19 protein-coding genes are annotated in these 17,902 nt (G+C 71.0%); 14 read left to right on the top strand and 5 right to left on the bottom strand.

The annotated features are described in order from the left end of the window. Positions 1 to 725: 725 nt before the first annotated feature. Positions 726 to 1,271 carry a GNAT family N-acetyltransferase gene (locus ACFSVL_RS31060; RefSeq protein ID WP_378309110.1) on the top strand — a complete coding sequence of 182 codons (546 nt, stop codon included), beginning with the start codon at positions 726 to 728 and terminating at the stop codon, positions 1,269 to 1,271. A 4-nt stretch (positions 1,272 to 1,275) separates the two neighbouring features. Here ACFSVL_RS31060 and ACFSVL_RS31055 read toward each other — a convergent pair whose 3' ends face one another. Further along, positions 1,276 to 2,409, bottom strand: a complete 1,134-nt coding sequence (locus tag ACFSVL_RS31055; RefSeq protein WP_378309109.1) for a hypothetical protein — start codon at positions 2,407 to 2,409, stop codon at positions 1,276 to 1,278. Beyond that, positions 2,406 to 3,473 (bottom strand): helix-turn-helix domain-containing protein, encoded by a 1,068-nt coding sequence (locus ACFSVL_RS31050; protein ID WP_378309108.1) that lies wholly within the window; start codon positions 3,471 to 3,473, stop codon positions 2,406 to 2,408. Before ACFSVL_RS31050 ends, ACFSVL_RS31055 begins: the two co-directional genes overlap by 4 nt. A gap of 254 nt (positions 3,474 to 3,727) precedes the next feature. Here ACFSVL_RS31050 and ACFSVL_RS31045 point away from each other — a divergent pair, with 254 nt between their 5' ends. From ACFSVL_RS31045 to ACFSVL_RS31030, 4 genes are all read left to right on the top strand, one after another. Next, a complete protein-coding gene (locus ACFSVL_RS31045; protein WP_378309107.1) occupies positions 3,728 to 4,348 on the top strand; it encodes a hypothetical protein in 621 nt (206 codons plus the stop codon). A gap of 34 nt (positions 4,349 to 4,382) precedes the next feature. Further along, positions 4,383 to 5,045 carry a Crp/Fnr family transcriptional regulator gene (locus ACFSVL_RS31040; protein ID WP_378309106.1) on the top strand — a complete coding sequence of 221 codons (663 nt, stop codon included), beginning with the start codon at positions 4,383 to 4,385 and terminating at the stop codon, positions 5,043 to 5,045. 71 nt (positions 5,046 to 5,116) lie between these two features. Next, complete coding sequence (locus tag ACFSVL_RS31035; RefSeq protein ID WP_378309105.1) at positions 5,117 to 5,449, top strand: hypothetical protein; 333 nt, start codon at positions 5,117 to 5,119, stop codon at positions 5,447 to 5,449. Beyond that, the gene (locus ACFSVL_RS31030; RefSeq protein ID WP_378309104.1) at positions 5,446 to 5,676 is read left to right on the top strand and encodes a hypothetical protein; all 231 of its coding nucleotides are present in this window, start codon (positions 5,446 to 5,448) and stop codon (positions 5,674 to 5,676) included. The genes ACFSVL_RS31035 and ACFSVL_RS31030 overlap by 4 nt, the downstream gene beginning before the upstream one ends. 434 nt (positions 5,677 to 6,110) lie before the next feature. Here the strand turns inward: ACFSVL_RS31030 and ACFSVL_RS31025 are convergent, their stop codons facing one another. Further along, entirely contained in the window at positions 6,111 to 6,569 is a 459-nt protein-coding gene (locus ACFSVL_RS31025; protein ID WP_378309103.1) for a GatB/YqeY domain-containing protein, read from the bottom strand. A 125-nt stretch (positions 6,570 to 6,694) separates the two neighbouring features. On the opposite strand from ACFSVL_RS31025, the gene fmt reads away from it, so the two are divergent. The 3 genes from fmt to ACFSVL_RS31010 are packed head-to-tail and all read left to right on the top strand — an operon-like array spanning position 6,695 to position 9,545. Then, on the top strand, positions 6,695 to 7,621 hold the full coding sequence (gene fmt, locus ACFSVL_RS31020) for a methionyl-tRNA formyltransferase (protein WP_378309102.1): 927 nt from the start codon (positions 6,695 to 6,697) through the stop codon (positions 7,619 to 7,621). Continuing rightward, the gene (locus ACFSVL_RS31015) at positions 7,618 to 9,042 is read left to right on the top strand and encodes an RsmB/NOP family class I SAM-dependent RNA methyltransferase (RefSeq protein ID WP_378309101.1); all 1,425 of its coding nucleotides are present in this window, start codon (positions 7,618 to 7,620) and stop codon (positions 9,040 to 9,042) included. Before fmt ends, ACFSVL_RS31015 begins: the two co-directional genes overlap by 4 nt. Next, positions 9,039 to 9,545 carry a flavoprotein gene (locus ACFSVL_RS31010; RefSeq protein ID WP_378309100.1) on the top strand — a complete coding sequence of 169 codons (507 nt, stop codon included), beginning with the start codon at positions 9,039 to 9,041 and terminating at the stop codon, positions 9,543 to 9,545. Before ACFSVL_RS31015 ends, ACFSVL_RS31010 begins: the two co-directional genes overlap by 4 nt. A 64-nt stretch (positions 9,546 to 9,609) precedes the next feature. Here the strand turns inward: ACFSVL_RS31010 and phoA are convergent, their stop codons facing one another. Continuing rightward, positions 9,610 to 11,013 (bottom strand): alkaline phosphatase, encoded by a 1,404-nt coding sequence (gene phoA, locus ACFSVL_RS31005; RefSeq protein WP_378309099.1) that lies wholly within the window; start codon positions 11,011 to 11,013, stop codon positions 9,610 to 9,612. A gap of 168 nt (positions 11,014 to 11,181) precedes the next feature. Here phoA and rpe point away from each other — a divergent pair, with 168 nt between their 5' ends. The 5 genes from rpe to ACFSVL_RS30980 all read left to right on the top strand — a co-directional run bounded on the left by rpe (position 11,182) and on the right by ACFSVL_RS30980 (position 14,875). Further along, positions 11,182 to 11,865, top strand: coding sequence for a ribulose-phosphate 3-epimerase (rpe, locus tag ACFSVL_RS31000; protein ID WP_378309098.1), 684 nt, complete (start codon positions 11,182 to 11,184; stop codon positions 11,863 to 11,865). Positions 11,866 to 11,949: 84 nt separating this feature from the next. Further along, positions 11,950 to 12,555 (top strand): riboflavin synthase, encoded by a 606-nt coding sequence (locus ACFSVL_RS30995; RefSeq protein ID WP_378309097.1) that lies wholly within the window; start codon positions 11,950 to 11,952, stop codon positions 12,553 to 12,555. Positions 12,556 to 12,588: 33 nt separating this feature from the next. Then, on the top strand, positions 12,589 to 13,920 hold the full coding sequence (locus ACFSVL_RS30990) for a bifunctional 3,4-dihydroxy-2-butanone-4-phosphate synthase/GTP cyclohydrolase II (RefSeq protein ID WP_378309096.1): 1,332 nt from the start codon (positions 12,589 to 12,591) through the stop codon (positions 13,918 to 13,920). Next, on the top strand, positions 13,917 to 14,423 hold the full coding sequence (ribH, locus tag ACFSVL_RS30985; RefSeq protein WP_378309095.1) for a 6,7-dimethyl-8-ribityllumazine synthase: 507 nt from the start codon (positions 13,917 to 13,919) through the stop codon (positions 14,421 to 14,423). The genes ACFSVL_RS30990 and ribH overlap by 4 nt, the downstream gene beginning before the upstream one ends. Before the next feature lie 5 nt (positions 14,424 to 14,428). Beyond that, positions 14,429 to 14,875, top strand: a complete 447-nt coding sequence (locus tag ACFSVL_RS30980; RefSeq protein WP_378309094.1) for a PH domain-containing protein — start codon at positions 14,429 to 14,431, stop codon at positions 14,873 to 14,875. A gap of 4 nt (positions 14,876 to 14,879) precedes the next feature. Here ACFSVL_RS30980 and ACFSVL_RS30975 read toward each other — a convergent pair whose 3' ends face one another. Then, positions 14,880 to 15,671, bottom strand: coding sequence for an exodeoxyribonuclease III (locus ACFSVL_RS30975; protein ID WP_378309093.1), 792 nt, complete (start codon positions 15,669 to 15,671; stop codon positions 14,880 to 14,882). A 142-nt stretch (positions 15,672 to 15,813) separates the two neighbouring features. On the opposite strand from ACFSVL_RS30975, the gene uvrC reads away from it, so the two are divergent. Further along, positions 15,814 to 17,853, top strand: coding sequence for an excinuclease ABC subunit UvrC (gene uvrC / locus ACFSVL_RS30970; RefSeq protein ID WP_378309092.1), 2,040 nt, complete (start codon positions 15,814 to 15,816; stop codon positions 17,851 to 17,853). Positions 17,854 to 17,902 lie beyond the last annotated feature (49 nt).

Genomic DNA, 17,902 nt, shown 5'->3' with positions numbered 1-17,902 from the left:
CGGCGTCGAGTTGGGGTGCCGCTGGGCTTGATTCAGCCGGTGGCGGTGCGCGTGCGGTGGTTCGTCGGAGTGCGCGGAAGGCGGCTGAGCCGGTGCGGGTGCCGATGGACCTGGTCTCACCGGCGGCGGCACGCTCCGCGTACAAGAGTGCGTGCGGTTGGCGGCTGGACTGGCTGCGGCGAGCAGACAACGTGTTCGCACCGGCCTCAGCCGGTCGCGAGTGCCGTTCCAAGCCACCGCACCCTGCGGAAGGAGGCCGGACCGTGGTGCACCCGGAACCCCAGCCGATCGCGACGGGCCATCGACGGTGCGCGACCGCGTGCCCGCCGGTGCATCCGCTCGACCGACGCCGCGCAACCCTGCCGCCCCCCGGACCCCCGGAACGCCTGAATCCCCACCCCCGCAACTGGATCCGCTGAACTCCCTCCAACCCACCGCTCAATCCCGCGCCGAACCCGATCCCCGAAGCGGTTTTCCGCACTACTGCGCGGTTTCCGTTTAAAGCGGTTCGTCCCGGGGTGTATTGGAGACGTGGAAACCGGGGGCGGGGCGCGGTGGCGCAGGGTAGCCGGTTGCTCCGTTCGCAGGACCAAGGTGCGACGTCTGCGGGCTTCGCGCCTACGCCGCGCACACTTACTCTTGAGGCCGGGCGGCCATGATCAGGACCGAGGCCCGTGCCCGGCCGGTCTTCCGCTCGCGTGCCTGGTGGACAGGAGTCGGCGTTGATGGGCGAGGTCTCGATCCGGCCCGCGGAACAGGCGGACCTCGCGGTGCTCGCGGCGGTGCTCGGCGACCGGGGGTTCTTCGACGACCGGTTCACCCGGCAGGCGAAGGGCCTCGGCGTCCTGTTCACCGCCTGGTGCGCCGCGCGGCCGGTCGGGGCTGTGTACCTGTGGCTCGAAGACGCCGAGGAGCCGCCGATCCGCGGGCATCTGCCGGGGGTTCCGCTGCTGAACCATCTGGAAGTGGCTCCGGACGCGCGCAATCGCGGCATCGGCGCGGCTCTCGTGCATGCGGCCGAGGACTACCTGGTCGGCCGGGGGCACGCGCTCGGCGCGCTCGCGGTCCGCACGGACAACACCCGCGCGGCTCGGCTGTACGGCCGTCTCGGCTACCGGGACTGGGGCCACGGCACGGTTGTCTGCTACGCGGAGCGCGTTTCGCCGGACGGGCGCACGGTTTCCGAAGCCGAACGGTGCCATGTTCTGGTGAAGGGGCTGCGGGACGGGCATCCGGCGCCGCTGGCCGGCCGGACGTGCGGGGAGCGGTGAGGGGTCAGGACTTGTGCACGATCTCCGAAATCCCGAGCGTGCGGAACGCGTCGTCCGGGTAGCCGGCCGAACCGTGCCGTGCGCGCAGGGACATCAGGTGCGTCTGCCAGGTGTCGCGGTCCCGCTGCCACGCGCGCAGGTACCGGATGCACAGGTCCGGCGTGATCAGCAGGTTGCGGCCGAGCGCGGCCTTCAGCGCCGCGATCATCCGGTCCTCGTACGCGCCGGTCAGGTACGGCGCGTCCTGCACTTGGCGCAGTGTCGTGCGGATGAACGCCCGGCGGCTCTCCAGGAAGTCCGCCCAGTGCTCGGTGGTCGCGTCCGCGATGCCGAGCCCGTTGTCCAGCAGGCAGTAGATGCCTTCGGCGAGCGTGTCGCCCAGTTCCTCCGACCGGGCGCGCACGGTGTTGCGGTAGGGGTCGTAGTCGTGCTGGTACGCGGCGCCGGTGATCGCGGTGGCGCGCAGGCCGGTGCCGCTGAGGAGAAAAAACCAGTCCTCGTTGTAGATGTCCGGGAAGAACGAGGAGAACGCGTCGCGTCCGACCGCGAGTGCGCCGCCGCCGACGAAGGTGTCCTGCTGCCCGCCGGATTCGTGGTAGGCGTGGCACACCACGGAGTTGTCCCGCATGCCGGTGTTCGTGAGGCCGACGGCCGCGTACTCGCCGAGCAGGCCCGCCGCCGCACGGAGGTCGCCCGGCTCCGACACATGGATGTCGTCGTCGAGGAACAGGACGCGCTGCCATCCGGCCAGGTCGGCGACGAGCACGCCGAGGTTGCGCTTGAAGCTCGTGTCGGCGCGGCGCAGCAGGCGTTTCGCCTGCAGCAGCCTGCTCGTCGCGAACGGCGGGACAGCTCCGAGACCGGCGGCCTGGTCGGTGTCGATCGCGCGGGCCCGGACCCCGGCGCGCTTCGCGGCGAGCACCGCGTCGCTCGCCCGCGCGTTCTTGCTGCACAGCAGCAGAAGCGTGGCGTCGACCTCGCGGGCCGCGCGGAAGGCGTCCTTGAGGTAGGCGGCGGGGCGGCCGTTGGGCACGACGATCGCGTCGAGCGGGGCCTGTGGCGCGTCCTCGGCGGCGACGCGATGCAGCAGCCGCTGGTGCGTCGTGTGCTGCGCCGGCGCTGCGACAGTCGCGGTCATGGGAGGCTCGATTCTGGCCACTCGTGCAGCCGGTTCTCTCGCAGGGTCCAGTCAGGGGTGAGCCCTTGGTTGTCGAAGACGGGGACCCGGCTGATGATGCTGAAGGAGTCCGCGCCCGCGAAACGCCGGTCGAGGTAAGCCTGGTTGCGGTCGCGGAAGCGGTGGTCGGTCAGTGCTCGTACGGCCCCGAGGGTGCCGCGGCCGTACATCCCGTTGCACACGGTCACGGTGCGCTTGCGGTTGAGCGGGCTGACGCCGTGGTAGAAGTGCGCGACGTCTTCGATCAGTGTGCCGCCCCGCAGTTTGGCGCTGAACATCCGGGTCGACCCGTCCGCGTCGGTGACCACGAACCCGCTGTCCAGCTGCTCCTCGTCGCCCTTGCGGCTGATCTGGCGGACCGGCGCGTCGACCCGGTCGAGCAGGGCGCGGGTCTGCGGGTTCCAGTCCACGCCGCCGAGCAGCACCAGGTGCGCGGTGTACTCGTCGGCCGACAGCGTCGTGTTCTGGTCGGTGGTGCGGAAGGTGACGTTGCTCGTCGGGTTGCACGCGCGGATGTGGCCGTACAGCTCGATCAGCGCGTCCGGGTCGGCGTAGGTGTAGAGGTTCACGTAGTCCGGGCTGGACGGGTCGGTGTAGGCGATGCGGTACTGCTCGGGCAGCTGCGCGCAGACGATCACGATGTCCTGGTTCGGCGGGAAGTGCCACAGGCTGGCCGGGGCGAAGACCGGCTGCGCGGGCGGGTCGTCGAGGTCGCCGCGCAGCGCCTGCAGCTCCGCGAGCAGCTCCTTGCGCACGGTGTGCTCGTCGTCGGTCAGCTCGTCGACGCCGAGCAGGTGGAGCTTGCGGCCCTGCACCGAGCGGCGGGTGGCGAAGAACGTCGCGTACGCCTCGAGCCGCGGCGGCGGCGGCGCGATCGGCTTCGCCACGTTCTCCCACGACGACAGCAGCCCGGTGCTCACGCCGAACGCCTCGGCGAGCTGCTTCTGGGTCAGCACCACGTCGGACCAGCTCTCCTTGCGCAGAGTACGCAGGCGGGCGGCGAGCGCGGGGTTGGGCTGAGACACGACTTCAGACCCTTCAGTGAAGTTCAGTCAGGCGTGAATGGCGGGGATTCTACACCCGGGGCGCCGGGGTGGCCGGACAGACCGGGGTTCGCGTGTTGCCGGGCGGGCAGGGGTTGCCAATCGCGGACTAGACCCGCACCTGAACGAAAGATGTCGTGTGCGCGACACCATTGTTTCAGTCCGAGCCCGGCCCTATAGTAGCTGCTGTGAAAGTCTACTAGATTTCAGTAGCTTCCTGAAATAGGGGGGCGGTCATGGACACCTCAGCAGTACAGGCACCAGTACACCGAGCCATCGTGGTCGTCGACATCGAAGGGTCGACCACGCGCACGAACCCGGCTCGGGCCGGGCTCCGTTCGGTCCTGTTCGACCTGCTCGACGAGGCGTTCCGGGCCGGTGGCATCACCGACCAGTTCCGGGACCCGTTCGTGGACCGCGGCGACGGCGCGCTGTGCCTGATCCGCCCGGTCGACGAGGTGCCGAAGACGGTGCTGCTCGCCCGCGTGGTGCCCGCGCTGGCCGAGCTGCTCGCCCGGCACGGAGACCAGGACCCCGAACTCGCCTTCCGGCTGCGCGTCTCGGTGCACGCCGGCGAGGTGCACTACGACGCGCACGGGCCGTACGGCGAGGACATCGACATCGCCTGCCGTCTCCTCGACGCCCCTGATCTGAAACGAAGACTGCGCGGCTCTTCGGGGCCGCTCGCGCTCGTCGTCTCGAACGCCATCCACCGCTCGGTCGTGCGGCACGGCTACGCCGGGATCGACCGCAGCGCTTTCGCCCACGCCTTCCACGTGCGCGTCGGCGGGCAGCGGACCCGCGGCTGGGTCCGCATCATCGACGCCGTCCGGCCGGGAGCGGGACTGATCGCCTGACCGGTCCGGCCGGCGACGAGGAGGGTGGACCGCCGTGGAGACGATCGGGTTCTGGCCCGCGCTGGGCGACGCGGACCGGGCGAAGCTCGAAGAGCTGGCCGTCCGCAAGTCCTACCGGCGCGGGGACGTGCTCTGCCGGGAAGGCGAACGGGCCGCGGTGGTGCTGCTCCTGCTGACCGGGCACGTCCGGATCACCAACGCGACGCCGGACGGCCGCGATGTCGTGATCGGCGTCCGCGGCGCGGGCGACGTGATCGGCGAGCTGGCCGTGATCGACGGCGGGCGGAGGTCGGCGACGGTGCAGGCGCTCGACGAACTGGACGTCCTGGTCGTGCCCGCCGCGCGGTTCGTGGCGCTGTGCCGGCGCGAGGCGGCGATCTCCTGGGCGCTGCTGCAGGTGCTGGCCGACCGGATGCGCGACGTCGGGCGCCAGTGGCTCGATCTCGGCGGCGGGACGATGACCCGGCGGGTGGCCGCGCAGCTGATGCAGCTGGCGGTCCAGCACGGCGTGCGGCGAGGTGCGGATATCGAAGTCGCGGTGCCCGGCACGCAAGCAGAACTTGCTATGACAGCAGCGATTTCGCGGGAATCGTGGGCCCGGGTGACCCGGGAACTGCGCCGCCAGGGGGTGATCAGCACCGGGCGCGGCCAGGTGACCATCCACCGGCTCGGGGAACTGCGGCGGCTCGCGCGCTGAACGTGTCAGCAGACACAGATTTCCCGGCCCCGCCGGGGTTTTCTGGAAGCACACCACCGAGGGAGGCAGTCATGGAACCGTTTCTTCCCGCTCCTCAGCCGGTTCGCTGGCGTCGGGGGGTGTACGCGGCGGCGCTGGTCGTGCCGTTCACCGTTGCCCAGGTGTGGGCATTGCTGGTGCTGCTGAGCTTCGAATCGTTCCACGGCCCCGCCGCACAGGCGTTCCTGGTGATCCTCGCCGGTTCGCTCTTCGCGACGGTCGCGGGCTGGCGCTGGGTGTGGCAGCTGGGTTCGGAGCGCAAGCGCGTTCAGGCTCGCGAGGAACTGCGCCGGCGGGCGTACGAGAACATGCGCGAATTCGGGCGCGAAAACCTGGGCGAACCGCGGATACAGGTGCGGATATGACCGCTGTGCTGGCCGCCGCGGAGAGCAGCGCGCAGGGCGTGCCAGCCGGGGTGCTCGTGCTTGCGTTGGTGGCGTTGATCGCGCTGGTTCGGGTGTTGCGCTGGATCGCTGGGACGGCGGTGCGGTTGGCCTCGTCGGTCGCGGCGGTTTCCGGGTTGGTCGTCGGGGCGTGCGGGGTCGGGGGGTTGGCGACCCTGACCGCGGTGGCGATGGCGGCGTCGAAGTGAGGGTAGGCGTTAGGGGCCCGTTCTCGGCCGGGATGGCGGGGGCGGGTTCTTTGTTTGCGGTGGCGGGGGTTTCGGTTGCGTGGGGCACCCCGAAGCCGGATTGTGCTGACGGGCGGCGGGTGTTTGTCAAGGCGGGAAAGATGCCTTGACAAACACCCGCCGCCCGCAGGGAGGCTTCGTATCGGGGTGCGGGGGTGGGGCTGGGTGCCTCGCTCGGCGGGTGCATCGGCGGGGGTTCGAGTCGGGGGTTCCAGGCCGGGGTTCGAGGCCGGGGGGTGGGATGGGGGGCCGTGAAGGACTCCTTGAGGGAATCTGATTCCTTCAAGGAGTCCTTCACGGACAGCGGCGGGGGTGCGTGCGGGTCGTGAGGGGAACCCTGGGGGAATCAGGGGCTGTGAAGGTGGCCCTCACGGACGGCGGCGGGGGTGCGTGGGTCATCCGGCGGAGAGTTGGCGTTTCACTTCGGCTGCTACGCGGGAGCCTTCGGCGCGGCCGGCGATCTTCGGCTGCACTGCCTTCATCACCGCGCCCATTCCGGCCATTCCGGAGGCGCCGCTTTCCGTCACTGCTTCGGTGACCAGCGTGCGCAGCTCGTCGTCCGACAGTTGGGCCGGCAGGTACGCGGTGAGGACTTCGGCCTCGGCTCGTTCACGGTCCGCTGAGTCCGCGCGGCCTGCCTTCTCGAAGGCCTCGGCGGCGTCGCGGCGTTTCTTCACCTCGCGGGTGATGATCTTCAGTACTTCGTCGTCGGACAGTTCGCGGGCCGCGTCGCCTGCGGTTTCCTCGTAGCCGATCGCCGAGAGGGTCAGCCGCAGCGTTGCCGAGCGCAGCTGGTCCCTCGCCTTGATCGCGGTCGTCAGGTCGTCGTGCAGGGTCGCCTTCAGCGTGGTCATGGGCCCGATCCTGGCGCCGACGGCGGCGGGCTGCCCGCGCCGCGCCGCCGAGGGAGGGGTCTTCTAGACTCGCTTCCGATGTCCGACCAGCCTGAAATCCCCCTTTTCCTTCCGGAGGTGCGGTGATGCGTCTCGTTTTCGCCGGCACGCCGGAGCCCGCCGTGCCGTCGCTGCGCGCGCTGATCGAGTCCGGGCGGCACGAGGTCGTCGCGGTCGTCACCCGGCCCGACGCCCAGGCCGGCCGCGGCCGCAAGGTGCTGCGGTCCCCGGTCGGGACCCTCGCCGACGAGCACGGCATCGAGGTGCTCACGCCCGCGCGCGCCGGGGACCCGGCGTTTCTCGCCCGGTTGCGCGAGCTGGCCCCTGACGTCTGCCCGGTCGTCGCGTACGGGGCGCTGCTGCCGCAGTCCGCGCTCGACATTCCCGCGCACGGCTGGGTCAACCTGCACTTTTCGCTGCTGCCCGCGTGGCGCGGCGCGGCCCCGGTGCAGGCGGCGATCCGGGCCGGGGACGAGATGACCGGCGCGTCCACGTTCCGGATCGTGAAGGAACTCGATGCGGGCCCAGTGTTCGGCGTGGTGACCGAGACGATCGGCGCGACCGACACGTCCGGCGCGCTGCTGGGCAGGCTCGCCGAGTCGGGTGCGCACCTGCTGGTGTCCACCGTGGACGGCATCGAGGACGGCACGCTGCGCGCGGTCGAGCAGCCGGGCGAGGGCATGAGCTACGCGCCGAAGGTGACCGTCGAGGACGCGCGGGTGTCGTTCGCCGACCCGGCCCCGGCGGTCGACCGGCACATCCGCTCGGTGACGCCGGATCCCGGCGCGTGGGCGGAGTTCCGCGGCGAGCGGTTCAAGCTGGGCCCGGTGACCGTGCTCGACGAACCCGGTCCGCGGCCGGGCGAGCTGGTGGTCGAGCGCAAGCGCGTGCTCGTGGGCACGGCGACGAAACCGGTGCGGCTGGGCGAGGTCCAGGCGGCCGGGAAGAAACGGATGGCGGCCACCGACTGGGCGCGCGGCACGAGGATCGACGAAGGGGAGCGCCTGCGGTGAACGAGCGCGGAGAACGGCGGCCGTCACGGCCGCAGCGGGGCCGTCCGGCTCCGCGCAAACAGGGGCCGAAGCGCCCGCCGGAGATCGATCCGGCCCGCCAGGTCGCGTTCGACGTGCTGCGTGCCGTGCGCGAGAAGGACGCGTACGCCAACCTCGTCCTCCCGCAGCTGCTGCGGGAACGCCGGGTGAGCGGCCGCGACGCCGCGCTGGCCACCGAACTGACCTACGGCGCCTCTCGCGCGCAGGGCCTGCTCGACGCGGTGATCGCCGCGTGCGCCGACCGGCCGATCGAGAAGACCGACCCGGTGGTGCTCGACGCGCTGCGGCTCGGCGTGTACCAGCTGCTGCGCACCCGCATCCCGGAGCACGCCGCCGTCGGGTCCACAGTGGACCTCGTGCGCGCGGAAGCCGGTTCGTGGGCAACGGGATTCGCGAACGCCATCCTGCGCACTGTGTCCACAAAGGACGAAGCGCAGTGGCTGGACGAACTGACGCCGGACGAGGCGACCGACCCGATCGGCGCGTACGCGCTGCGCACCGCGCACCCGCGCTGGGTGGCCCGGTCGTTCGCGGAAGCGCTGGGGGACAAGGGTGCCGAGCTGAAGGCCGCCCTCGAAGCGGACGACGCCCGCCCCGAGGTGCACCTGGTGGCCCGCCCCGGCGAGATCAGCGCGGACGAACTGGCCGCGATCACCGGCGGCGACCCCGCGCCGTACTCGCCCTACGGCGTCCACCTGCCCGCGGGCGCGGGCGACCCGGCCGACGCGGAACCGATCCGCGAACGTCTCGCCGCGGTGCAGGACGAAGGCAGCCAGCTGTGTGCCATCGCCGTCACCAAGGCCCCGCTGGCGGGTTCCGACGAACGCTGGCTGGACCTGTGCGCCGGCCCCGGCGGCAAGGCGGCGCTGCTCGGCGCGCTGGCCAAGATCAGCGGCGCGCGCGTGGACGCCGTGGAGAAGGCCCCGCACCGGGCCCGCCTGATCGAGAACGCCACCGAGGGCCTGCCGGTCACGGTGCACGTCGCCGACGGCCGCGAAACCGGCCTGGAACCGGGCTACGACCGGATCCTGGTCGACGCCCCGTGCAGCGGTCTCGGCGCACTGCGCCGCCGCCCCGAGGCCCGGTGGCGCCGCAAGCCGTCGGACGTCGCGGACCTCACCAAACTGCAGGGCGAACTGCTGATGGCGGCGCTCGAACTGGTGCGCCCCGGCGGCATCGTCACGTACGTCGTGTGCTCGCCGCATCTGGCCGAAACCGAAGGCGTGGTAGGCGAAACCGCCCGCCGCACCAAGTCCGAGGTGCTGGACGCCCGCGAGTTCTTCCCGGACGTCCCGCAACTCGGCGACGGCCCGTACGTCCAGCTGTGGCCCCACCGACACGGCACCGACGCGATGTTCTGCGCGGTGCTGCGCAAACCGTGACAGACCTCGGTTTGGTCGCCAGCTCGTGCGGCGGGCTGGACACCCGGTTCACCGACGAGCTGGCGAAACCGGCGGTCGCCCGGGGCTGGCGGCTGGCCGTCACCCTGACCCCGACCGCATGGGGCTGGCTGAAAGCGACCGGCGGCCTAGGCGAACTCGAAGCCACGACCGATCTCCCGGTGCGCAGCACGTCCCGCCTGCCCGGCGAACCACGCCCTCATCCGGACCCGAAGGTGTTCCTCTTCGCACCCGCGTCGGCGAACTCGGTGGCGAAGCTGGCTTTGGGAATCGCCGACAACCAGGCGCTCACGCTCCTCGGCGATGTCCTTGGCACGCCGGGAATCACCATCGTCGTGGCCTATCAGATCCAGCCGACCCGAGCCCACCACCCGGCCTGGCAGAGGCACCTGGACACGCTGACCGAAGCAGGCGTCCGGCTGCACCGGCTCGACCCGCGCCGTCCCTGGTCGGAACCTCTCGACCTGCTGCCCTCGCCCGCGTAAAAAGCCGTGAGGGGAACCCTCAGGGAATCAGATTCCCTCAGGGTTCCCCTCACGGACTTGAGGCTCAGCGCAGGCGAAGGGCCCGCTTCACCGTGCCGAACAGGTCGGTCTGGTTGGTCAGCCCGACGACATTCGCCGCCTGCGGCCCGTAAGCCGCGATCCGGACCTGCGTACCGGTGTGCTCCATCGAGGAGCCGGGCAGCGCGGTGCCGTAGTTGAGGGTCATGTTCGCGCCCTCGTTGGTGATCAGCGTGGCGGTCTGGCCCGGAGTCTTCGCGTCGTTGGACACGATCTGGCTGGTGTGCCCGTGGTCCGCCGTCACCACAACCAGCGTGTCAGCGTGACTGCGCGCGTAAGCAAGCCCAGCCGCCACCGCAGCGTCGAAGTCGATCGTCTCGCCGATCTGCCCACACGGGTCAGCCGCGTGGTCCTGCTTGTCGATCGAAGCACCCTCGACCTGCAGGAAGAACCCCTTGTTGCTACGCCGGTCCTCCAGCAGCTGCAACGCCTTCTGCGTCTGCGCCACCAGCTTCGGCTGCGTCTTCGGCAGCGCCGGGTTCGGCGTGCAACGGGTCGGCGCGGTGCCGCCCTGCGTCGCCTTCGGCCCGGTCCAGTTCACCGGCATGTTGCCCGGCGCGAACAGCCCGAGCAGCGGCTTGCCGGGACGCGCCTTGGCGAGGTCGTCCGCGGTGTTCACCACGGAGTAGCCGGCGGCCTTGGCCTGCTCCAGCACCGGCTTGCCCTTGAACTGCCCCGCGGTCGCCTTCTGGCCGAAGTACTTCGCGCCGCCGCCGAGGAGCACGTCCGGACGGGTCTGCACGAGCTGCTCCGAGATCGAGCCCGCGCCGCCGTTCTCCTTGGCGTTCTGCGCGCACTTCTTGGTCGTCTCGTCCGGGCCCTTGCAGTCGCGGTCGACGACGTGCGCGCCGAGCACGGCCGGGGTCGCGTCCTGGACCTCGGCGGTGGTCACGTCGCCGGTGCGCAGGCCGCCGCGCTTGGCGAGTTCGAGGAGCGTCGGGACGGGGTTGCCGTAGGCGTCCACGGAGATCGCGCCGTTGTAGGTCTTCGTGCCGGTCGCCCAGCCGGTGCCCGAGGCCGCGGAGTCGGTGACGTAGTCCGGCTTCGCCGGGTTGCCCTTCTCGACCGCGTACGTGGTGTAGTCGCCGGTCAGCGGGAATTCGTCCATCGCGAGCCGGCCGGCCGCGCCGCGCTCGTAGTTGCGCGCCGAGGTGATCTCGGACTGGCCCATGCCGTCGCCGATGAACAGGATTACGTTGCGCGCGTGCCCGCCCTGGATCGCCTGGCGGATCTCCTGCGTGCGGTCGCCGGCGCCGGCCGAAGCGGTGCGCGCGCCCTGGTCGTCCTGGTTGCCCTGCGCGGCGATCGCGACCGGGGCGGCCGCGACCAGCGCGACGCCGAGCGCGCCCGCGGCCAGCCACTTGCGGCGGCCTGCCAAGACCGTTCTCATGATTCTCCTCGGGGTGCTTCTTGTCCGGAACTTCCGGGCGTGACCCATTAGTGCTCGCCGATATGTTCGACGCGGAGAATCCGGGTGAGCGCCCGGTGTCCGGCAGGAGAACTCCGGGCGGTCACGGCCGGTGCGCCGGGCGGAACCAGGCCCTCTTACACTCGGGCCGTGGCTTCACCTCTCATCGCACCCAGCATCCTGTCCGCCGACTTCGCCAAGCTCGGCGAGGAGATCGCGGCCGTCGCGCGCCCCGGAGAGACCCGGGCCGACTGGGTGCACGTGGACGTCATGGACGCGCACTTCGTGCCCAACCTGACCCTCGGTCTGCCGGTGGTGCAGTCGATTCTCAAGTCGACCGACGTCCCCATCGACTGCCACCTGATGATCGACGACCCGGACCGCTGGGCGATCGGCTACGCCGAGGCCGGCGCGTACAACGTCACGGTGCACGTGGAAGCCGCCGCGGACCCGGTGAAACTGGCGAAGAACCTGCGCGCCGCCGGGGCGAAGGCCGGTCTGTCGGTCAAGCCGGGCACGCCGCTGGAACCGCACCTGGAAACGCTCAAGCACTACGACACGCTGCTCGTGATGTCGGTCGAACCGGGCTTCGGCGGGCAGTCGTTCATCGCCGACGTGCTGGAGAAGGTGCGCACCGCGCGCCGGCTGGTCGACACCGGGCACCTCAAGCTGGTCGTCGAGATCGACGGCGGGATCAACGCCGACACCATCGAACAGGCCGCCGAAGCGGGCGTCGACTGCTTCGTCGCGGGCTCGGCCGTCTACGGCGCCGAGGACCCGGGCCGCGCCGTCGCCGCCCTGCGGGAGCAAGCCGCCCGTCTTCGCGTCAGCTGACCTTCCGGCCCGGGAAGCTCCCGTGGCCGCGCGGGTGTTGGATGGAGGGGTCACCGACAACGGTGGCCCGGCGAGGAGGCAGCAGTGTTCACGGGAATTGTCGAAGAGGTCGGCGAGGTCACCGCGGTCGAGCAGCTCACGGACGCCGCCCGGCTGACCGTGCGCGGCCCCTTGGTCACCTCGGACGCGGGCCACGGCGATTCGATCGCGGTCAGCGGCGTCTGCCTGACCGTCGTCACGGTGTCCGGCGGCGAGTTCACCGTCGATGTGGTGAACGAAACACTCCAGCGTTCGAGCCTCGCGAAGGTGGCCGTCGGCGACGCGGTGAACCTCGAACGCGCGACCCCGGCTGGCGGGCGCCTCGGCGGCCACATCATGCAGGGGCACGTGGACGGCACGGGCGCCTTCATCTCCCGCGACGAGCGCGGCGTGACGACGTTCTCCCTGCCCCCGGCCTTGTCGCGGTACGTCGTGGAGAAGGGCTCGATCGCCGTGGACGGCGTTTCGCTCACCGTCGCGAGCATCTCCGAGGACCGGTTTTCGGTCGCGCTGATCCCCACCACGCTGGAGGTGACGACCCTCGGCAGGCGGGAAGCGGGCGACCTCGTGAACCTCGAAGTGGACGTCGTGGCGAAGTACGTGGAGAAGCTCACTGCGCCACACGTGGCGGCGAACGCGCACAATGTGTGACATCCACCTGGCGGCAGGAGCAAAGGAGCACCCGTGAGCGAGACGAAGGCGGCCGAGCCGCAGACGGGATTGAGCCCGTGCGGAGCAAGCGCGGCGGTCGACGTGGACGCCATCGAGGCCGCGATCGCGGACATCGCCGCCGGGCGTGCGGTGGTCGTCGTCGATGACGAGGACCGGGAGAACGAGGGCGACCTCATCTTCGCCGCCGAGAAGGCGACGCCGGAGCTGCTCGCGTTCATGGTGCGCTACACCTCGGGCTACATCTGCGTGCCGCTGACCGAGTCCGAGGCGGACCGGCTGGACCTGCCGCCGATGTTCCACACGAACCAGGACGCCCGCGGCACCGCGTACAGCGTGACCGTGGACGCGGCCGAGGGCATCAGCACCGGCATCTCGGCCGGGGACCGGGCGCACACCATCCGGCTGCTGGCCGACCCCGAAGCCACCGCGAAGGACTTCCGCCGGCCGGGGCACGTGGTGCCGCTGCGCGCCAAGGAGGGCGGCGTGCTGCGCCGTCCCGGGCACACCGAGGCGGCGATCGACCTGGCCCGGCTGGCCGGGCTGCACCCGGCGGGCGTGCTCTGCGAAATCGTGTCGCAGAAGGACGAGGGCGACATGGCCCGCCGCGACGAGCTGGAAGTGTTCGCCGCCGACCACGACCTCAAGATGATCTCCATCGCGGACCTGATCGCTTACCGGCGGCGCACCGAGAAGCAGGTCGAGCGCGTCGCCGAGGCGCGGATCCCGCTGGCCGCGGGCGAGTTCCGCGCGGTCGGGTACGACAGCCTGCTCGACGGGATCGAGCACGTCGCCTTCGTGTACGGCGAGATCGGCGACGGCGAGGACATCCTGGTCCGGGTCCACTCCGAATGCCTCACCGGCGACGTTTTCGGCTCGCTGCGCTGCGACTGCGGCCCGCAGCTGGACGCCGCGCTGCAGAAGGTGGCCGACGAGGGCCGCGGGGTCGTGCTGTACATCCGCGGGCACGAGGGCCGGGGCATCGGCCTGCTGCACAAGCTGCAGGCCTACCAGCTGCAGGACGACGGCGCGGACACGGTCGACGCGAACCTGGCGCTGGGCGTGCCCGCGGACGCGCGCGACTACGGCACCGGCGCGCAGATCCTGTGCGACCTCGGCGTCCGCTCGATGCGGCTGCTCACGAACAACCCGGCGAAGCGGGTCGGCCTCGAGGGCTACGGCCTGCGCGTCACCGGCCGGGTCGCGCTGCCGATCTCGCCGAACCCGGAGAACCTGCGGTACCTGCGCACCAAGCGCGACCGGATGGGGCACGACCTCAGCCAGCTCGAGCACTACGACCAGGTCGGCGCGTCCGACCAGGGCACCGAGGAGGACACCACGCGATGAGCGGCGAGGGGCGGCCGGACGCCGCGCTCGACCTGCGCGACTGCAAGTCCCTGCGACTGGCGGTCGTCGCGACGCGGTGGAACGCGAAGATCACCGACGTGCTGCTGGAGCGCGCGCTCGCCGCGGCGAAGGACGCCGGGCTGGAGGAAGAGCCCACGGTGATCCGCGTGGCGGGCGCGGTGGAGCTTCCGGTCGCGGCGCAGGCGCTCGCGCGCAACCACGACGCGGTCGTCGCGCTGGGCGTCGTCATCCGCGGCGGCACCCCGCACTTCGAGTACGTGTGCGACGCGGTCACCGCCGGCCTCACCCGGGTCGCGCTCGACGAGAGCACCCCGGTCGGCAACGGCGTGCTGACCTGCGACACCGAACAGCAGGCCCTGGACCGTTCCGGCATGCCCGGTTCCGTGGAGGACAAAGGCTACGAGGCGGCCGTGGCGGCGCTCGACACCGCACACGTGCTGCGCGGCCTGGACAAACCGTGGACCGAGCGGGGATTCGTGTGAGCGTGATGACCGAGCAGCAGACCGCCCTCGTGATCCGGCCGCGCCGGGCGCTCGTCATGTGCAGCGTGCTGGCGGTGGCGCTGCTCGCGGTGTTCGTGGTGGTGGCGGTCCTGCTGCGCAGCACGAACACCGGCGTCGTGTTCGAGGCGTCGGACCAGATCGCGATGATCGGCATCGGCGTCGCGCTGTCGGCGGGCACGATGCTGTTCGGCAACGCCCGCGTCCGCGCGGACGCCACCGGCATCGAGGTCCGCAACGTCCTGGCGCGCCGGGTGTTCACCTGGGACCAGGTGCTGTCGATCAGCTTCCCGGACGGCGCGTCGTGGGCCCGGCTGGAACTGCCGGACGACGAGTACTTCTCGGTGATGGCCGTGCAGGCCGTGGACCGGGACCGCGCGGTGGCCGCGGTGCGCGCGCTGCGGAAGCTGCACCGCGCCGCCACCGAGGGCTGAGTTCTTACCGCTCCAGTTCGAGGTCCACGACGATCGGCGCGTGGTCGGACGGTCCCTTGCCCTTGCGGGCTTCGCGGTCCACGTAAGAATCGGCGACCGTCTTGGCGAACGCCTCGTTCCCGTAGACCAGGTCGATGCGCATTCCCTTGTTGTTGGGGAAGTTCCCGCCGCGGTAGTCCCAGTACGTGAACGGGTGGTCGTACTTCAGCGGCCGCGGGAAAACGTCGGACAGCCCGGCGTCGCGGAGCTTCTTCAGCGCGGCCCGCTCCGGCTCGGTGACGTGCGTGGATTCGGCGAAAACCGAGATGTCCCAGACGTCTTCGTCCGTCGGCGCGACGTTGAAATCGCCGAGCACCGCGAACGGCCGCGCGTGCTGAAGTTCTTCGCCGACCAGGTCGCCGAGCTTCTCGAACCACTCGAGTTTGTAGGCGTAGTGCGGGTTTTCCGGCTCGCGCCCGTTCGGCACGTACACCGACCAGATGCGGATCCCGCCGCACGTGGCCCCGATCGCGCGCGCCTCGGCCTGCCCGTCGAAACCCGGTTCGCCCGGCAGCCCGCGCACGACGTCGTCGAGCCCGATCTTGGAGAGGATCGCGACGCCGTTCCACCGGCCCAGCCCGTACGCGGCGATCTCGTACCCGCGCGCGGTGATCTCTTCGGCGGGGAAGGCTTCGGTGGTGTTCTTGAGTTCCTGCAGGCAGAGCACGTCCGGCACGGTCCGGTCGAGCCAGTCGAGCACGCGGGGCAGCCGGGGAACGATGGAGTTCACGTTCCACGTGGCGACGCGGACGGTCATGGCTGCGCTCCCTGATCGCTCGGCGGCTCGGCGTCGCCAGGCTACGGCAGGACGGTTGCGCGCGGCGAGTTTCCGTCGGACGCGCCGCCCGCGGCTAGGGGTCTCACGGAAACTGTCGGGCCCTCGCCATACAGTGGGGCACGTGGCTGATCCGACCACCTACCGACCTCAGCCGGGGAGCATCCCGGACTCGCCTGGCGTGTACAAGTTCCGCGACGACGCCAAGCGGGTCATCTACGTCGGCAAAGCGAAGAGCCTGCGCAGCAGGCTGAACTCATACTTCGCCGACCTGTCCGGCCTTCATCCGCGCACGCGGCAGATGGTCACCACGGCGGCGAGCGTCGAGTGGACCGTCGTCGGCACCGAGGTCGAGGCGCTCCAGTTGGAGTACAACTGGATCAAGGAGTTCGACCCCCGGTTCAACGTCCGCTACCGCGACGACAAGAGCTACCCGGTCCTCGCCGTCACGCTCAACGAGGAATTCCCTCGGCTGCACGTCTACCGCGGCGCGCGCAAGAAGGGCGTCCGCTACTTCGGGCCCTACTCGCACGCGTGGGCGATCCGCGAGACGCTCGACCTCCTGCTGCGCGTTTTCCCCGCCCGCACCTGTTCCACCGGCGTCTTCCGGCGGCACGGCCAGATCGGGCGGCCCTGTCTGCTCGGCTACATCGACAAATGCTCGGCGCCGTGCGTCGGCCGGGTGTCCGCGGACGAGCACCGGGCGATCGTCGAGGATTTCTGCGACTTCCTCGCCGGCCGCACGGACGCGATGGTGAAGCGGCTCGAACGCGAGATGGCGCAGGCGTCCGAGGAGTTGGAGTTCGAGCGCGCCGCGCGGCTGCGGGACGATCTCGGTGCGTTGCGCCGCGCGATGGAGAAGCAGGCCGTGGTGTTCGGCGACGGCACGGACGCGGACGTCGTCGCCTTCGCGCACGACGAACTCGAGGCCGCCGTCCAGGTGTTCCACGTGCGCGGCGGGCGCGTGCGCGGGCAGCGCGGCTGGGTGATCGACAAGGCCGAGGAGATGGACGTCCCGGCGCTGGTCGACCACTTCCTCACCCAGTTCTACGGCGAGGAATCCGACCGCGCTGGCCGCGACGACGTCGAGGCCGGTCCGGTCGTCCCGCGCGAGGTGCTGGTGCCGGAGCTGCCCGCGGACGCCGACGCGGTCGCGGAGTGGCTGTCCGGCCTGCGCGGGTCGCGGGTGCGGCTGCGGGTCGCGCAGCGCGGGGACAAGAAGGCGCTCGCGGAAACGGTGGAGCGCAACGCGAAGGAAGCGTTCACCCAGCACAAGCTGCGCCGCGCGGGCGATCTCACGGCACGGTCCGCGGCGCTGCAGGAACTTCAGGACTACCTCGCGCTCGACAGCGCCCCGCTGCGCATCGAATGCATCGACATCAGCCACATCCAGGGCAGCGACGTCGTGGCGTCGCTGGTGGTGTTCGAGGACGGGCTGCCGCGCAAGTCCGAGTACCGCAAGTTCGCGCTGCGCGAGGCGGCGACCGAGGGCGACGTGGCGTCCATCGCCGAGGTGGTGCGGCGGCGATTCCACCGCTATCTCAAGGAAACCGCCGAAATCGCAGCCGAGGCCGCGGAAACCGTGGAAACCGCCGCGGACGGCCCCGATCCGGGGGATGACGAGGCGATCCAGCCGGTGCGCGCCGGGATCGACCCGGAAACCGGCCGCCCGCGCAAGTTCGCCTATCCGCCGAACTTGCTGGTCGTCGACGGCGCGGGCCCGCAGGCCACCGCGGCCGCGGACGTGCTCGCCGAACTGGGCATCACCGACATCGCCGTCGTCGGGCTCGCGAAGCGGCTCGAAGAGGTGTGGCTGCCCGGCGAACCGGACCCGATGATCCTGCCGCGCACGTCCGACGCGCTGTATCTGCTGCAGCGGCTGCGCGACGAGGCGCACCGGTTCGCCATTCGCTACCACCGCGAAAAGCGCGCGAAGCGCATGCAGGCGTCCGAATTGGACAGTGTGCCCGGACTCGGGCAGGCTCGGCGCACCGCGCTGATCAAGCACTTCGGCTCGGTGAAGAAGCTCAAACAGGCCCGGGTCGAGGACATCGAAGCGGTGCCCGGTTTCGGCAGGCGCACTGCCGAGGCCGTGGTGGCGGCACTGGCCGGGGAGACCGGAGCCGCGCCGCAAGCAGTGCCGGGAGGGGACCAGGGGTCGTGATCGGGAAGGAAGAAGCAACGTGAGTGCGGAAGAGGAACAGCGGGGCAGC

Source organism: Amycolatopsis silviterrae (assembly GCF_042684085.1).
In the GTDB taxonomy this organism is placed as follows: domain Bacteria; phylum Actinomycetota; class Actinomycetes; order Mycobacteriales; family Pseudonocardiaceae; genus Amycolatopsis; species Amycolatopsis silviterrae.
This window is presented reverse-complemented; position numbering and strand designations above follow the sequence as displayed.

Bases quoted from the DNA above. Each gene is read 5' to 3' on its own strand.
- fmt (WP_378309102.1), top strand. From the start codon at position 6,695: ATGCGTCTCGTTTTCGCCGGCACGCCGGAGCCCGCCGTGCCGTCGCTG.
- ACFSVL_RS31035 (WP_378309105.1), top strand. From the start codon at position 5,117: ATGGAACCGTTTCTTCCCGCTCCTCAGCCGGTTCGCTGGCGTCGGGGG.
- ribH (WP_378309095.1), top strand. From the start codon at position 13,917: ATGAGCGGCGAGGGGCGGCCGGACGCCGCGCTCGACCTGCGCGACTGC.
- ACFSVL_RS31045 (WP_378309107.1), top strand. From the start codon at position 3,728: ATGGACACCTCAGCAGTACAGGCACCAGTACACCGAGCCATCGTGGTC.
- ACFSVL_RS31055 (WP_378309109.1), bottom strand. From the start codon at position 2,409: ATGACCGCGACTGTCGCAGCGCCGGCGCAGCACACGACGCACCAGCGG.
- phoA (WP_378309099.1), bottom strand. From the start codon at position 11,013: ATGAGAACGGTCTTGGCAGGCCGCCGCAAGTGGCTGGCCGCGGGCGCG.
- ACFSVL_RS30975 (WP_378309093.1), bottom strand. From the start codon at position 15,671: ATGACCGTCCGCGTCGCCACGTGGAACGTGAACTCCATCGTTCCCCGG.
- ACFSVL_RS31025 (WP_378309103.1), bottom strand. From the start codon at position 6,569: ATGACCACGCTGAAGGCGACCCTGCACGACGACCTGACGACCGCGATC.
- ACFSVL_RS31030 (WP_378309104.1), top strand. From the start codon at position 5,446: ATGACCGCTGTGCTGGCCGCCGCGGAGAGCAGCGCGCAGGGCGTGCCA.
- ACFSVL_RS31060 (WP_378309110.1), top strand. From the start codon at position 726: ATGGGCGAGGTCTCGATCCGGCCCGCGGAACAGGCGGACCTCGCGGTG.
- ACFSVL_RS30980 (WP_378309094.1), top strand. From the start codon at position 14,429: ATGACCGAGCAGCAGACCGCCCTCGTGATCCGGCCGCGCCGGGCGCTC.